Source organism: Lawsonella clevelandensis (assembly GCF_001293125.1).
In the GTDB taxonomy this organism is placed as follows: Bacteria; Actinomycetota; Actinomycetes; order Mycobacteriales; family Mycobacteriaceae; genus Lawsonella; species Lawsonella clevelandensis.
In genome coordinates this window covers 493,359-507,284 of sequence record NZ_CP009312.1, presented here as the reverse complement: position 1 = coordinate 507,284, position 13,926 = coordinate 493,359, and the positions used below count along the sequence as shown (strand labels likewise).

Genomic DNA, 13,926 nt, shown 5'->3' with positions numbered 1-13,926 from the left:
GAGTGTCTGCCGTGGATCCAGCATCCTCTCCCCACAAACTTCGTCTAGTCGTTCTCGTCTCGGGCGTAGGTTCCCTCATGAACTCGGTGGTGGAGGCTACCCACAACCCAGCATATCCAGCAGAAATCGTGGCAGTAGGGGCGGATCGTCCCTGTGCAGGGCTGGAGCGCGCGGCAGCAGTAGGGCTGGACACCTTCCTCGTCAATTTCGCGGACTATGACAATCGTGACGACTGGGATGCCGCACTTGCTAACGCCATCAGAGCCTACCGGCCTGATCTCGTTATCTCCGCCGGCTTTATGCGCATCACCGGAAAGAACGTGTTGAGTGCATTTGGGGGACGTTTCATCAATACCCATCCCGCTCTCTTGCCTGCGTTTAAAGGTGCACACGCAGTGGAAGACGCGCTCGCCTACGGTGTGAAATACACCGGTTCCTCTATTCACCTTGTTGACGAAGGTGTCGATACCGGCCCGCTGCTTGCCCAAGAGCCGGTTCCCGTTCTGCCCGACGACACCGTCGAGGCTCTCCACGACCGCATCAAAATTGTGGAACGGCGACTGCTCTGTGACGTCATCGCAGATATCGCCACCAATGGCCCATCAGCCCGCGTGACCCGCACACAATAATCACAGTAGAAGAGGGAAATCAGTGTCTGATTCTCGTAAGCCCATCAAGCGCGCTCTGGTCAGCGTCTACGACAAGACCGGACTCGAAGAACTTGCCAAGGGACTGCATGAGGCCGGTGTAGAGATTGTCTCTACCGGCTCCACCGCAAGCCGCATCGCTGACGCTGGTGTACCCGTCACCCCCGTCGACGAACTGACTGGCTTCCCTGAGTGCCTCGAAGGCCGCGTTAAGACCCTCCACCCCCGTGTCCACGCCGGCATCCTGGCAGACACGCGTAAAGACGACCACATGGCACAGCTCGCCGAACTCGGCGTTGAAGCATTCCAGCTGGTCATCGTTAACCTCTACCCCTTCGAGGCCACGGTGGCATCCGGTGCCCTCTTCGACGCCTGCGTCGAGCAGATCGACATCGGTGGCCCCTCTATGGTGCGTGCTGCCGCTAAGAACCATCCGTCCGTTGCCGTCGTCGTTGATCCGGCTCGCTATGGTGACATCCTCACCGCGGTGAAGGAAGGCGGATTCACCCTCGCACAGCGCACCGAGCTGGCTGCCGACGCCTTCCGCCACACCGCCTCCTACGATGTCGCCGTAGCCTCCTGGTTCGGCCAGCAGCTTGGAGAGAAGGCCGCTGCCGCTGCCGAAACCGAGGATGAAAAGCGTGAAGCTGAATTCCCTGTCTGGGAAGGCGCCACCTTCGTACGCGGCGATGTGCTCCGCTATGGTGAGAACCCTCACCAGTCTGCTGCACTGTACCTGGATAACGCCCACTCGGGAATTGCCCAGGCAAAGCAGCTGCATGGTAAAGCCATGAGCTACAACAACTACATGGATGCCGACGCCGCCTGGCGCTCCGCCCATGACCATGAGGGTATCTGCGTCGCCGTCATCAAACATGCCAACCCCTGCGGTATTGCCATCTCCACCGAGTCCGTTGCAGACGCCTACCGTAAGGCCCACGCCTGCGACCCGGTGTCAGCCTTTGGCGGCATCATCGCCTCCAACACTGAGGTGTCCTGCGAGATGGCTAAGGACGTCGTTAACGTCTTCACCGAAGCCATCCTGGCACCATCTTACGAAGATGGCGCCGTCGAGATCCTGTCCCAGAAGAAGAATCTGCGCATTATGCAGGTCCCTGAGTGCGAGGCTCCCTTCTACGACTTCCGCCAGGTGACCGGTGGTGTGCTCCTCATGGAACGCGACCGTGTCGATGTTGACGGTGACTATGCCAAGAACTGGGAGTTGGCCGCCGGTGAACCCGCCGATGAAGCCACTCTGCAGGATCTCGAATTCGCCTGGCGTACCTGCCGTTCCGTCAAGTCCAATGCCATTCTGGTGGCGAAGGATGGAGCTACAGTCGGTGTTGGTATGGGGCAGGTGAACCGCGTTGATGCTGCCAAACTAGCCGTAGAGCGCGCAGGTGAGCGTGTGGTTGGTTCCGTGGCTGCTTCCGACGCTTTCTTCCCCTTCGCTGACGGTTTCGAGGTATTGGCCGAAGCTGGCGTTAAGGCCGTTGTTCAGCCGGGCGGTTCCATCCGCGACAACGAGGTCATTGAAGCCGCAAAGGCTGCTGGTGTCACCATGTACTTGACTGGCTGCCGCCACTTCGCGCACTAGGCCCAACGGGTCCACAGAGACCTATTGAGCACACCATCAAACGCTCCCCACCGTGATATAACACGGTGGGGAGCGTACTTTTTGTCAGAAAACTGGCATGCTATACCGGCAGTAGTAGCGCAGAGATCACCAGAATCGCTGGGATCGCCAAAAGTGTTGAGATGAAGCCGGCGTCTCGGGCAAGATAGCGGGCGGTGTTATAACGTGACGCGAAAATATACACGTTGACGGCGGTGGGGAGGGCGGCACAGACCGTGACTGCGAACAGTGTCTTCGAGTCAAGACCTAGTGCACAATGGCCGAACGTCCAGGCAATTAATGGCATCACAGCGGTTTTCAGTACCACGGCCAAAGCGACATCACGGCGTGGCGTAGTCCCCTTCTCCATCACCTTCACTCCGTAGAAGGAATGGCCGAATCCGAGCAGGCCACAGGGGACAGCAGCTTGACCAATGAGGTGAAGAGGCTCACTGATAATAGTGGGAGGAGACCAGTGCCCCAGTGCAAAGATGAGGCCCGCGAAACCGAAAATGACCATTGGGTTCTTGAGCGGCTGGAGAATCCTCTGCCAGGTGGACTGCTTGGAATGATCGAGCACTAAATGGTCGAGCAGAGCTAGCGCAACGGGGCAGAGCAGGATGGTCTGGAAAAGGAGGATCGGCACAAATGCGGTGGGGTCGTGGATGACGTACAGTGCAATAGGAATACCCAAGTTTGCAGAGTTGACGTAGCCGGCGGACAGACCACCGATAACGAGTTCTGCCGGCTTCCGCTTCAGCCAGAGCCGTGCGATCACAATGAAGATGAGGGATGCCGCAACATTGGCAAAGACAGCCACGCTGAGGTGTGCAGAAAACACCACTTTCAAATCGGCTTTGATGATGGTGTCGAAGAGTAGTGCTGGTGTGGCAATCCAGAAACAGGTGTTGTTAAGACCTTGCGCCATTTCTTCGGAGAGGATACCGAGCCGCGCTAGTAGATAGCCGATAAAGATGATGATGGCGATAACGCCGAAGCCGTGGAAGACAGCAAGCATAGGCGTTTTCTCCTTTTGACAGGGAAGCGGTTTCGCAAGGTTCGGGGGAGTGCCGTCACCGGCATTGTGCTGCGGGGGCTCCCTTTGAGTCTAGGCAACAGGGGAGCAAAGAAAAAATGAGTCCGGTTTAGCGGACACTGGAGGATAAAAGAAAGTGGCCGTACCTTGGTGGTACGGCCACTTTCTGCTGTTCGAACGTATCAGTTCACGCCGGTTTAGCGGCTGGTGAACGGAAGAAGAGCCATTTCGCGGGCGTTCTTCACGGCGACAGCAACTTCGCGCTGCTGCTGCGGGGTGAGACCGGTGACGCGACGGCTACGGATCTTGCCGCGATCAGAGATGAACTGACGAAGCAGGTTGACATCCTTGTAGTCAACGTGCTCAACACCTGCGGCGACGAGAGGGTTCTTCTTAGGACGACGGCCCTGCTCAGCGCGGTGCTTCTTGTTGTAGTTGCGCTTCATAGCCATGGGTTACCTCACCAACTCGACTTGCTGATACCAGGCAGCTCACCATCGTGAGCCATCTTGCGGAGACGGACACGGGATACGCCAAACTTACGCAGGTAGCCACGGGGGCGACCGTCAGCGGCGTCGCGGTTACGAACGCGGATCGGGCTGGCATCACGCGGCATCTTGTTGAGCTTGGACTGGGCCTCCATGCGCTCTTCATCAGAACTGTTCGGGGAGGAAATGATGCGCTTCAGTTCCTGACGGCGTTCCGCGTAGCGGGCAACCATAGCTTTGCGCTGCTCGTTCTTAGCGATCTTGGACTTCTTAGCCATTCTTATCGCTCCTCGCGGAAATCAACGTGCTTACGGACAACCGGATCGTACTTTTTCATGACAAGACGATCCGGATCGTTACGGCGGTTCTTGCGGGTCACGTAGGTGTAACCAGTACCAGCCGTGGACTTCAGTTTGATAATGGGGCGAATTTCGTTACGTGCCATTAGATACGTTCTCCCTGTGCGCGCAGTCGAGCCACAACAGCCTCAATTCCATCGCGATCGATGGTCTTAATGCCCTTAGTGGAGACCGAGAGGGTGACGTACCGGTCCTCCGAAGGGAGGTAGTAACGACGCCGTTGAATGTTCGGGTTCCACCGACGGTTAGTGCGCCGGTGCGAGTGCGAAACGGACTTGCCGAAACTCGGCTTCCGTCCCGTTACTTGGCAATGCGCCGACATTGGCGTTCTTTCTCCTTCCGCCCATCCTTATTCGGCATCCGATTGGACGGTCGGAAGAACCGGGGTGGGCGCTGACATACGTATAGACAACAGCAGACGTCTACGTTACCCGGAAAACCTCCGTTTTGGCAATTTGACCTTGCTTACACCGTGACGTTTTGCCTATGTCTGCTGTAGTGGTGTCGCCGGTCGTCTTCGGTTGGAGAAAGCTGCAGGCCACCGTTATACTTGTAGAGTTGCTGAAGAAGACCAATGCTGCTGGTCACCACAGCTATAAGCTTCCCGGGAAGGCTCTCTAGGGGTGACTGCTATGCCAGCTGGATTTCTTTCCTGCGCCTTTCACTAGTAGTATTGGGCAGTCGCACGTTCTGCGGATTTCTCCGTGGAAATGCAAATACGCCGCGGGGCACTCGCAACGCTTGAGTTGTAGAAGCCGCCCGCCGAGCCGCTGCACCAGCTCCCCACTGTGTGGACAGTGAGGCTGGAGCTAGGTTCGCAGCACAACTAGACCACAAACACCATCTACAAGGGACGATCAATGAAGAAGGATATTCACCCCGACTACCACCCGGTGGTTTTCCAGGATGCGAGCACCGGTACCAAGTTCATCACCCGCTCCACTGCGACCTCCGACCGCACCATTGAGTGGGAGGACGGCAATACCTACCCGTTGCTCGTCGTCGATGTGACCTCTGAGTCTCACCCGTTCTGGACCGGCGCACAGCGAGTCATGGACACCGCCGGCCGCGTGGAGAAGTTCCAGCGTCGCTACGGCAAGCGTATCCCCAAGTCGTCTAAGAAGTAGTTCGCGCTTCTTTACCAAGATTAAGGACCTGAACAATGGCAACTCCTAAGTTCCGTAAGTCTCGCGCGAACACCCACTCGCGCCGTTCCCAGTGGAAGGCCGACAACGCCGCCCTGGACAATGTCAAGATCGATGGCCAGGCCACCGCTGTTCCGCGTCGTCTGGTGAAGGCTGCCAAGCTCGGCCTGGTTGACCTCGACTGATAGTGATTCACCGCCCCTTGAGCGGTGATTGCACTCAGCGATAGCGACAACCTGATAGCTTGATTCGATCCCTGAGACAGAGGGCCACAGTTTTCTACTGTGGCCCTCTGTTGTGGTATTTATCTGCCACGGCTTTGTGTGGGGTGAGGTGTGGCCGTCTCTGCTCGCGGAAATGAGCTGTGTGCCAACACGGTGAGTTTTATTGCCACGAAAATGCCAGGCAATGCGACACCCTCTTCAACTGCTCTGCTCTCTGAATAGAAGATGTGGAATGATGTGAAGCAAGAGTGCTTTTCGATAGAGAGTATTAATTTATGAAGATCCTAGTTGTTGATGACGATGAGGCGGTGCGGGAATCACTGCGTCGTTCGCTCACATTTAATGGCTATACAGTAGTTCTCGCAGAAAACGGGGAGCAAGCTCTCGATCTTATTAGCCACCAGCATCTTGACGGCATGATTCTCGACGTCATGATGCCGCAGATGGATGGGCTGCAAGTATGCCGTGAGCTACGTAACCGCGGTGACGATATGCCCATCTTGGTGCTAACCGCCCGCGACGCTATTTCCGAGCGCGTTGCTGGTCTTGATGCCGGCGCCGATGATTACCTTCCTAAGCCGTTTGCTCTTGAAGAGCTCCTTGCTCGCCTCCGCGCTCTCTTGCGTCGCACGGGGCGTGACGGAGGAGCGGAAGAAGCTGAGAGCTTGGTGTTCGCTGATCTTTCGCTGAACTCTGTCACGCGTGAGGTGTATCGAGGGGATCGTCCCATCTCCCTCACTCGTACCGAGTTTGCGCTGCTCGAACTACTTATTTCCAATCCCCGGCGGGTGCTGAGCCGCAACCGTATTCTCGAGGAGGTGTGGGGGTACTCCTTCCCAACATCGGGTAACGCCCTGGAGGTTTACATCGGTTACCTACGGCGGAAGACGGAGTCAGAAGGCGAAGAGCGTCTCATTCACACAGTGCGTGGGGTTGGTTACGTCATGCGTGACCACAAAGGTTAAGACGACAGCGGAATAGCCGGGGAGACCCGGCTATTCCTTTCACGTCGTTGAAAGTGCCAAACTATGTCCAGTAAAGAGCGCTCCACCTGGAGAAAGAGGCAGATCGATAGGGCGGTTTCCGCACAGCGGACGAAGGGGGATAAACCGCCGCTTGTCTTTCGTATCAAGATGAGCTGGATTATCGCTCTGCTTTCTGCCGCGATGGTATTTGTCGCCATCGTTGGAACGTCCTTTATGGGGTATTGGGTGGCCTCCAGCTCTCTTCTTCGCAGTGCGGAATTGACCCTGGAGGACCAGGCGACAGAACTGCTCGCTGAGCAAAGCTTCATCGAGAGCCTCGAACACGATGGAGCATCGGGAGACCTCAATACGTCCCGACTCCGCAATCCAGGACTGTACTTCATGGTGGTGCGACCGCAGACGGACAAGAATGAGCACGATGCTCTGGAGATTCGGCGCGGTTCCGACCATATTGCTCTCGCACAATCAGACCTCGATGTCGTCTCTGGGAAAGCCACATTTTCCCAGAGAGAGGAGCATAACCGCCTCATCCTCACCACGGATACCGGCATCAATAATTGGACACTCGTGTTGGTGCAGGATCTTTCCGCGCTCCGAACGATGACAAACCATATGGCGTCCGTCTTTGCGATTATGGCCAGTGTGGGGACTTTGCTTGCTATGTTGTCTGGGTGGGCTGTGTCGCGGACAAGTCTTGTGCCTGTGCAGCTGCTTATTGATGGTACGGAGCGTATTGCCCGCACGGACAACCTTACCCCGTTGCCGGTCTACGGTTCTGACGAACTGGCACGCCTCACTGAGTCTTTCAACAAGATGCTGAAATCCCTGCAGGAATCGCGGATTCGGCAAAGCCAATTGGTTGCGGATGCCGGCCACGAGCTAAAGACTCCCTTGACGAGTATGCGCACCAATATGGAGTTGCTCATGATGGCGTCAAAGAATCCCGCAGGCACCATCAGCCAAGAGGACATCGCAGACCTTGAGCATGATGTCATGAGCCAGCTGGAAGAGCTCACTAACTTGGTCACAGACCTGGTGGATTTGGCACGCGAGGACTCCCACTACTCAGTGGTCGAGCCCATCGATTTGTGTGAGCTGCTAGATGGTGTCATCGATCGGGTGCAACGACGGCGTTTGGATATTAACTTCAGGTTTCACCTCATCGACTGGTATCTCAGGGGGGATCAGCGCGGCCTCTCCCGAGCGTTTCTCAATGTTCTTGATAATGCGGCAAAGTGGAGTCCGCAAGGGGGAACCGTCACCATGGTGATGCAGCAGGTGGATGATGAACTGGTTGAGGTGACGGTGGATGACGAGGGTCCTGGTATCCCTCCAGAAGAGCGGGAACTCGTGTTCGAACGGTTCTACCGGGCGGTGGAGTCCCGGGCGATGCCGGGTTCTGGTCTCGGTTTGGCCATCGTGAAACAGGTCATGGAGTTGCATGGAGGAAGTGTGCGGGCAGAAGCGTCACCAAGCGGCGGTACGCGTATGGTGCTGGAGCTGCCAGGTGGTCCGCGTCTGCATGCTGGCCTGGATCAGACCGACGAGCTGTAGCGAGATGTTGTCGCTCTGTGCGCCGCACAGCACCTACGGGTGCTTTCACAGCAAGTTTCAAGCCGCCCAAATACGGTTTTCCAGGATTACGGTAGATAGTTAGGGCATGAGTTATTCAATGCCGCCCTCCTCAACTCCATACCAGGGTTACCCGATGGTCCCTCCAGAGCCTGAAAAGAAGAAAAAGTCCCGTCTTTTACTGCTCATCGTCCTCTTCGCAGTAATCGCTCTTGTCGCGGGCGCCTTGGGCGGTGTCCTCGGCTCCAACCTTGCACATAACAAGAGCACCTCACTGGGCTATGTACCCAGCGACAATGTGCTGGAAGAACCTATTGACAAAGATGTGAAGGCGCCATCTGCCCCGGAAGGCTCAGTGCAGGCCGTGGCGGAGAAAGTGCTTCCCTCCGTGGTTTCCATTCAGGTCGCCTTCACCTCGAATGCGGGCGGGTCCGGATCGGGTGTGGTGCTGTCTAAGGATGGACTCATCCTCACCAGCGCGCACGTGGTGAATAACGCCCGTGAGATGGCTGTCGTCACGAATAACAACCGGATGTATGCCGCAAAGCTCGTCGGTATTGATGTCCTCTCCGATATTGCTGTTATCAAGACTGAGGGCGTGCGTGACATGCAGCCGATTGAGATGGGAAACTCAAAGAATTTGGTGGTGGGTCAGGAGGTTGTCGCCGTCGGTGCCCCGCTCGGACTCACCGGTACTGTGACTTCCGGCATTATTTCGGCATTAAATCGCCCCGTTCATACCAGTACCCGTGATCGTTCCCCAGGTGGTCAAGATACCGTCATGAATGCTATTCAGACGGATGCCGCTATTAACCCGGGTAATTCGGGTGGTGCGCTGGTGGACATGGCAGGCCGCCTTATTGGTGTGAACTCTGCCATTGCCTCACTGGGTGGGGAGAACCCCTACACGGGTGAGGTGAGTGGCGGGAATATTGGACTTGGCTTCGCCATTCCGGTTAACCAAGCCCGTCGCATCGCTTCGGAACTTGTGAAGGCCGGCAAGGCTAGCCACTCTGTCATCGGTGTAAAGGTCACGCCTTCAACTAATCCACTTGGGTCTCTGATCGCTGATGTTACCGCGGGCAGCCCCGCTGATCGTGCTGGCCTACGAACGGGCGAAGTGATCACGAAGGTTGATGGTCGCCCGCTTGACCCAGTTGACGGTCTGGTTGCGTATGTGCGGTCGAAGGCCCCGGGGGATGTCATCAAGGTGACTGTCGAGAAACAAGGCGGCGGCGACACGCGTACAGTAGAAGTCACTGTAGGATCTCTGAATTAAGCGGTCAGCTAGTAAAGGATAAAGAAAAGTGGACGTAAACCCTGGTGCGGCCGGACGCGCACTGGCAGTCATCACTGCCGACCACGCCAATGAGGAATCTCGCGCACTTGCCAAGATTGTGACCGAATTGCTCGAAGAAGATGGTTTCTACGTTGACGGCGTAGTAGTGGTTCCCAACGACGAGGACGAGATCCGAAAAGCCATTGAAACGGGCGTAGTAGGTGGTGTCGATCTCCTCCTGACCGTCGGTGGAGTCGGGCTGAGCCCCCGTCACCACACTCCGGAAGCAACTCTTCCCCTCATCGACCGAGCACTTCCCGGCATTGCTGAGGCCTTGCGCTCTTCTGGACAATCCGCGGGGGCACAGGACGCCTGTGTATCCCGTGGTGTGGTGGGAATCTCCGGATCCACCTTGGTGGCTAATTTGTCCAATTCTCGTGCGGCAGTGCGTGATGGTATGGCGACCTTACTTCCGCTGGCCCGGTACGTCATTAACGAGATTTCCTCGCTGGACATTTTCTAATGTCGGAGGATACTGGTTCGCCGGTGGACAACGCTGATTCTGACAATCCCGCATCACGGGCAGCCGACAGCGGCCGTCGGCGTCGGCTCTCTCGGGACACGTTGAATCGCATCTTTGGTGAGTCAGTGTCCACATTGAGCCGTGATGAGTGCGGTGATCGGGCGGAAGGCCGAGCTGACCGGAGAGAGTGGGAAAGATGGCTCCACGATCAGAAACCACCCCACTACGACTACTAGATAACTGAGTTTTAGCGCAGCAAGAGCGTGACCACTGCGTCCGTATCGAGCTGCGCTAACTCGTAGGCTTTCTCTTCCGGAAGCGCCACGATGACGCTAGTGGAGTGGCCGGCCCCCGGACTGTTTGATGCAGTAGTGTCATGGATGACGGCATCGTGACATAAGACCCAGCTGCTGTCTTCGGTTGAAGCGACGACGTCCACATGCTGTCCAGTGCGCCAGGAGGTTGCACCGCTGATGGGAAGGCCGAGGGCGCGCCATCCGGTAGGGAGTTGTGGGGTGCTGAGACGTGCCGTGGTCAGGAGCTCGCCGCGTTCTACATCTCCCACCACGCGGCGTCCCGTGAACTGGTCCGCTGAAGTGATGGGATGCTCAGGGATGAGTGCCGCAGGGACGTGCACCCATTCGATGTCTGCAGAAGTGACTTCCTGTCCGCTCGGTAGGGAGTGGTTGAGCTGGGCCACAGTGAGAGCGGGAGCACCGTGGGGAATAAGTAACGCGACAATCGTACCGAGGAGGATGGCACAAGCGAGCGTGAGAATGACGCGCTGGGGGCGGGTGGTCTTGCGAGACAAGCGAGACCAGAGTGCACGGAGTGCCTTGCGCGGGTTGGCGGGCGGAGAAACGGTAGCGGAATCGTCTGCTGTGACGTCAGGTGAGGTTACCTTTGTCGTGGCGGGCCAGGGGTCACGCCAGGCAGTGCCAAACTGATCTTCCCACCGCTGGGGAGGAGCGGGTGACGGTGGTGGAGACGTAGCTGTCGCGACATACTCCCACCCTAGGGCGGTGGATCTTCTCGGCATTGCGTCAACCTTTCTTCGTCAGCAGGGAGATACTTGAACAGTAATCTCAGCTGGGGCTGGGGAAGGTGGGTGAGCTTGCCAGGAGAGAAGCTATCCACAGGAGGAAAAAATGTGGAGGGGAAGACGGCGACAGCGGGAGAGTGCGGGGCGTCGTTTTCACAGGCCTCATCGAGTACGACAGTAAAGGCCATGGCATCAGGCAGCTCAGGCACCCTTGCGGTACGTTGGCGTATCCCGCATGCCCCCTGGTGGTGTTTAGTTAGCACCTTATTGATGGCAGGTGCGATGGTCTTCAACCTCGCCGTCATCGATCCAACAAAGAAACCTATTGGACTCTGGAGTAATTTTTGTAGATCTGCGCGTCTATTGGCTAGCCGGACGTTTGCTTGACGCCGGGCTTCTTCTTTATCGTGCTGGCGATCCAGCGGCGCTGGAAAACATTAGCGACGTCTGTACTGGCCTTTGAACGACAATCGCCTGTGGTTTCTGGGTATTGCCGGCGGACTCGCGCACATACTGGCTGCACTTGATGCTGCATAACAATCGTGTGGGGAGTTATCTTAACCGGGCGGACCAGTCTCTCCAGGCGATTGTTTATCGTATGGCGGGTGGCCAACACCATGGTGGATTGCCGTCGAGCTAGTGGGTCTGATCCTTATCGTGGCGACCTTGTGGTATGCCGCTTACCTGCGTAATAACACGCTGATGATGGCGTTGGGTGGGCTGGGTGCCTGCCTTCTCTCGCCGTTTAGCTGGCACCATCACTATGTGTGGATTTTTCCGCTCCTCCTCGTCATGGTCGATGCGTTAGTTAACCATTGGGGTCAGCACTCGGGCTGGGAACGAGCGTGGATTGTGTGTGCCTTTGCAGGTGTGGTGGGGACTACCGCAACATGGATGGCGGAGATCGTGCCACACAAAATGGGCCCCCTTGTAGGGGTCCCTTTGGTGACGATGTATTCCTATCCTTATCTCTTTTGGCAGGGCATCTACGTTTTTATGACGCTGGCTGTGTTTGTGGGTGTGCTGGTGTTAAGCCGCGAGCGTTACATCAGCCAGCAGGCTATTTCTTATTGAGGTTTGAGCTGCGAGAGTCGGTGCGGTAGAAGCCGCTGCCTTTAAAGGTCACGCCAACAGTGTTGTACACCTTTTTGAGTGGGCCGCCGCATTGCGGGCACACGGTCAAGGGGTCATCGCTAAAGCTCTGGCGGATATCAAAGGCGTATCCGCACTCTTTGCACGCGTATGAGTAGGTGGGCATGTTCCCAATTATGCGCTAGGAGTAGCACAATTGTGCAATTCAGTGGGGGTGACGGCCCAGTCGACGTGCGCATCATGCGGCTCTGTTGGGACGGTGTTGCGAAGCTCGTGGCTATAGACGACAGCGGCAAGAACAGGAGAGGCAGCCAGTGCGCCGGAGGTAACAGCGGCTGTTATGGCGGCTAGTGCGCGGTCATAGTAACCGGCACCACGCCCCATCCGGGTTCCATCTCGTCCCACACTGGTAGCAGGCAGAAAGATGAGGTCTACGCCGGGAGCAGTGGTGAGAAGATGTGGGATAACTGTGCGTGGTTGGGAAATGTGGAACCGTCCCTCTACTAGCTCTTCCCAGGTAGTAAAGGGTCCCCAGGTGAGTTCCCCTGTTGCTTCACTGCGGGGGAGGTAGAGCTCGTGGGTATGTGCTGCCAATGTTTCTACCCAGTCCCGGTTTCCGGGTTCGTCTCCAAGGGGAATATAGGCGCAGATTCGTTGGGCCTGGGTTAGCGAGAGGAGCCGGCAGCAGGTGTTGGTGAGGTCGGCATTGATTGCCGCCTGCTCGGATGGTGACCACTGGGAGTACACGGTGGCGCGGGCGGTGCGGGCGGCGCTGCGGAAGCTCGCTTTTGACACGATTGCTTCTCCTCCTTGGTGGTGGGGTGGGGCAGTTGGTTAGTTACCCGGCTAAGAGAAACCTACTGGTTGAGGAAGACTTGCAGGCGCCACTTTTGCGGCAGACCTCAGCAAATCCCAGTGTTTTTACGGTTCTTCTCACTTTATGCCACTAGGCTAGAGCTATGTCTACTAATGAAACGCGTGGTGGCGTGTTCTCCACGGCTGTAATCCCTGCCGCTGGTTTGGGCACCCGATTCCTTCCCGTCACGAAGACGGTGCCGAAAGAACTACTCCCAGTCGTCTCCACCCCCAGTATCGAACTCATTGCGGAAGAGGCTTCCGATGCTGGCGCTGATCGTCTCGTCATTATCACCTCGGACCGCAAGACGGGCGTGATGACGTACTTCAACACTGATTCCATGCTGGAGGATGAGCTGAAGAAGAAGGGCAAGAATGTCATGCTGCACAAGGTGCGGCGTGCCCCTGGTCTCATTGAGGTGGAGTCTGCGCTGCAGGAAAAGCCGCTGGGTTTGGGCCATGCAGTGAGCCTGGCGGAAACACACTTGTATGAAGACGAGGAGTGTATTGCGGTTCTGCTGCCCGATGATCTGGTAACCCCAACCGGTGTTCTGGAACAGATGGCGGAAGTGCGTGAGCGTTTCGGCGGCACTGTGCTGTGCGCCTATGAGGTGCCGGGTGACGACATATCCAACTACGGCGTTTTCGATGTCGAGCCGACTGGTGACGAGTCCGATGAGGGACGCGTCATGCGTGTTAAAGGGATGGTAGAGAAGCCGGCTCCCGAGGATGCTCCCTCCCACTATGCGGCAGTCGGCCGGTATATCCTGGACCGTTCCATCTTTGATACGTTGCACACCATTACGCCGGGTGCTGGTGGAGAATTGCAGCTGACAGATGCTATTGCCCAATGCGTTGCAGAGGGGCTGCCGACGCACATTGTGGTGCATCGCGGTACCCGCCATGATCTGGGTAATCCGGGCGGTTACATCCGTGCTTCCGTGGACTTCGCGTTGCGGGATGAGAATTACGGTCCTGATCTCCGTGGGTGGTTGGAGGAGCGTCTCCAAGAGAAGGACGACTAGTCCTTCGCTGGGTGTCTCCCCGCCCTTCCCCGTCCCTG

Annotated in this window: 19 protein-coding genes; 11 read left to right on the top strand and 8 right to left on the bottom strand. The window is 57.0% G+C overall.

The annotated features are described in order from the left end of the window. Positions 1-11 precede the first annotated feature (11 nt). Positions 12-629, top strand: coding sequence for a phosphoribosylglycinamide formyltransferase (purN, locus tag IY73_RS02250; RefSeq protein ID WP_237023751.1), 618 nt, complete (start codon positions 12-14; stop codon positions 627-629). A gap of 22 nt (positions 630-651) precedes the next feature. Then, entirely contained in the window at positions 652-2,244 is a 1,593-nt protein-coding gene (gene purH / locus IY73_RS02245) for a bifunctional phosphoribosylaminoimidazolecarboxamide formyltransferase/IMP cyclohydrolase (RefSeq protein ID WP_053978761.1), read from the top strand. 100 nt (positions 2,245-2,344) lie between these two features. Here the strand turns inward: purH and IY73_RS02240 are convergent, their stop codons facing one another. The 5 genes from IY73_RS02240 to rpmB form a co-directional block, all read right to left on the bottom strand. Next, the gene (locus IY73_RS02240; RefSeq protein WP_053961629.1) at positions 2,345-3,280 is read right to left on the bottom strand and encodes an AEC family transporter; all 936 of its coding nucleotides are present in this window, start codon (positions 3,278-3,280) and stop codon (positions 2,345-2,347) included. Positions 3,281-3,495: 215 nt separating this feature from the next. Continuing rightward, a complete protein-coding gene (gene rpsR, locus IY73_RS02235) occupies positions 3,496-3,750 on the bottom strand; it encodes a 30S ribosomal protein S18 (RefSeq protein WP_053961628.1) in 255 nt (84 codons plus the stop codon). 8 nt (positions 3,751-3,758) lie between these two features. After that, on the bottom strand, positions 3,759-4,064 hold the full coding sequence (gene rpsN / locus IY73_RS02230; RefSeq protein ID WP_053961627.1) for a 30S ribosomal protein S14: 306 nt from the start codon (positions 4,062-4,064) through the stop codon (positions 3,759-3,761). Positions 4,065-4,066: 2 nt separating this feature from the next. Beyond that, complete coding sequence (gene rpmG, locus IY73_RS02225; protein ID WP_053961626.1) at positions 4,067-4,231, bottom strand: 50S ribosomal protein L33; 165 nt, start codon at positions 4,229-4,231, stop codon at positions 4,067-4,069. Then, positions 4,231-4,467, bottom strand: a complete 237-nt coding sequence (rpmB, locus tag IY73_RS02220) for a 50S ribosomal protein L28 (RefSeq protein WP_053961625.1) — start codon at positions 4,465-4,467, stop codon at positions 4,231-4,233. Before rpmB ends, rpmG begins: the two co-directional genes overlap by 1 nt. 158 nt (positions 4,468-4,625) lie before the next feature. Between rpmB and IY73_RS08380 the strand changes: the two genes are divergently transcribed. From IY73_RS08380 to IY73_RS02190, 7 genes are all read left to right on the top strand, one after another. Further along, a complete protein-coding gene (locus IY73_RS08380; RefSeq protein WP_158408669.1) occupies positions 4,626-4,766 on the top strand; it encodes a hypothetical protein in 141 nt (46 codons plus the stop codon). 239 nt (positions 4,767-5,005) lie between these two features. Continuing rightward, positions 5,006-5,272 carry a type B 50S ribosomal protein L31 gene (locus IY73_RS02215; RefSeq protein ID WP_053961624.1) on the top strand — a complete coding sequence of 89 codons (267 nt, stop codon included), beginning with the start codon at positions 5,006-5,008 and terminating at the stop codon, positions 5,270-5,272. A gap of 35 nt (positions 5,273-5,307) precedes the next feature. Further along, the gene (rpmF, locus tag IY73_RS02210; protein ID WP_053961623.1) at positions 5,308-5,475 is read left to right on the top strand and encodes a 50S ribosomal protein L32; all 168 of its coding nucleotides are present in this window, start codon (positions 5,308-5,310) and stop codon (positions 5,473-5,475) included. 314 nt (positions 5,476-5,789) lie between these two features. After that, the gene (locus IY73_RS02205; RefSeq protein WP_053978760.1) at positions 5,790-6,479 is read left to right on the top strand and encodes a response regulator transcription factor; all 690 of its coding nucleotides are present in this window, start codon (positions 5,790-5,792) and stop codon (positions 6,477-6,479) included. Between the two features lie 63 nt (positions 6,480-6,542). Beyond that, positions 6,543-8,054, top strand: coding sequence for a sensor histidine kinase (locus IY73_RS02200; protein WP_082346527.1), 1,512 nt, complete (start codon positions 6,543-6,545; stop codon positions 8,052-8,054). Positions 8,055-8,160: 106 nt separating this feature from the next. Next, positions 8,161-9,351, top strand: coding sequence for a S1C family serine protease (locus IY73_RS02195; protein ID WP_096334760.1), 1,191 nt, complete (start codon positions 8,161-8,163; stop codon positions 9,349-9,351). A gap of 28 nt (positions 9,352-9,379) precedes the next feature. Further along, a complete protein-coding gene (locus tag IY73_RS02190; protein WP_053961620.1) occupies positions 9,380-9,874 on the top strand; it encodes a MogA/MoaB family molybdenum cofactor biosynthesis protein in 495 nt (164 codons plus the stop codon). Positions 9,875-10,121: 247 nt separating this feature from the next. Here the strand turns inward: IY73_RS02190 and IY73_RS02185 are convergent, their stop codons facing one another. After that, positions 10,122-10,913, bottom strand: coding sequence for an SAF domain-containing protein (locus IY73_RS02185; protein WP_053978758.1), 792 nt, complete (start codon positions 10,911-10,913; stop codon positions 10,122-10,124). Positions 10,914-11,555: 642 nt separating this feature from the next. On the opposite strand from IY73_RS02185, the gene IY73_RS02175 reads away from it, so the two are divergent. Continuing rightward, on the top strand, positions 11,556-11,990 hold the full coding sequence (locus IY73_RS02175; protein ID WP_053978757.1) for a hypothetical protein: 435 nt from the start codon (positions 11,556-11,558) through the stop codon (positions 11,988-11,990). Here IY73_RS02175 and IY73_RS08035 read toward each other — a convergent pair. Both IY73_RS08035 and IY73_RS02170 read right to left on the bottom strand, forming a co-directional pair. Next, a complete protein-coding gene (locus IY73_RS08035) occupies positions 11,977-12,174 on the bottom strand; it encodes an FmdB family zinc ribbon protein (RefSeq protein WP_082345313.1) in 198 nt (65 codons plus the stop codon). The two genes, IY73_RS02175 and IY73_RS08035, sit on opposite strands and share 14 nt — an antisense overlap. 8 nt (positions 12,175-12,182) lie before the next feature. Next, on the bottom strand, positions 12,183-12,803 hold the full coding sequence (locus IY73_RS02170) for a 5-formyltetrahydrofolate cyclo-ligase (protein WP_053978756.1): 621 nt from the start codon (positions 12,801-12,803) through the stop codon (positions 12,183-12,185). A 164-nt stretch (positions 12,804-12,967) separates the two neighbouring features. Between IY73_RS02170 and IY73_RS02165 the strand changes: the two genes are divergently transcribed. Continuing rightward, positions 12,968-13,888: a UTP--glucose-1-phosphate uridylyltransferase gene (locus tag IY73_RS02165; RefSeq protein ID WP_053961615.1), complete on the top strand. Its 921-nt coding sequence runs from the start codon at positions 12,968-12,970 to the stop codon at positions 13,886-13,888. Positions 13,889-13,926: the final 38 nt, after the last annotated feature.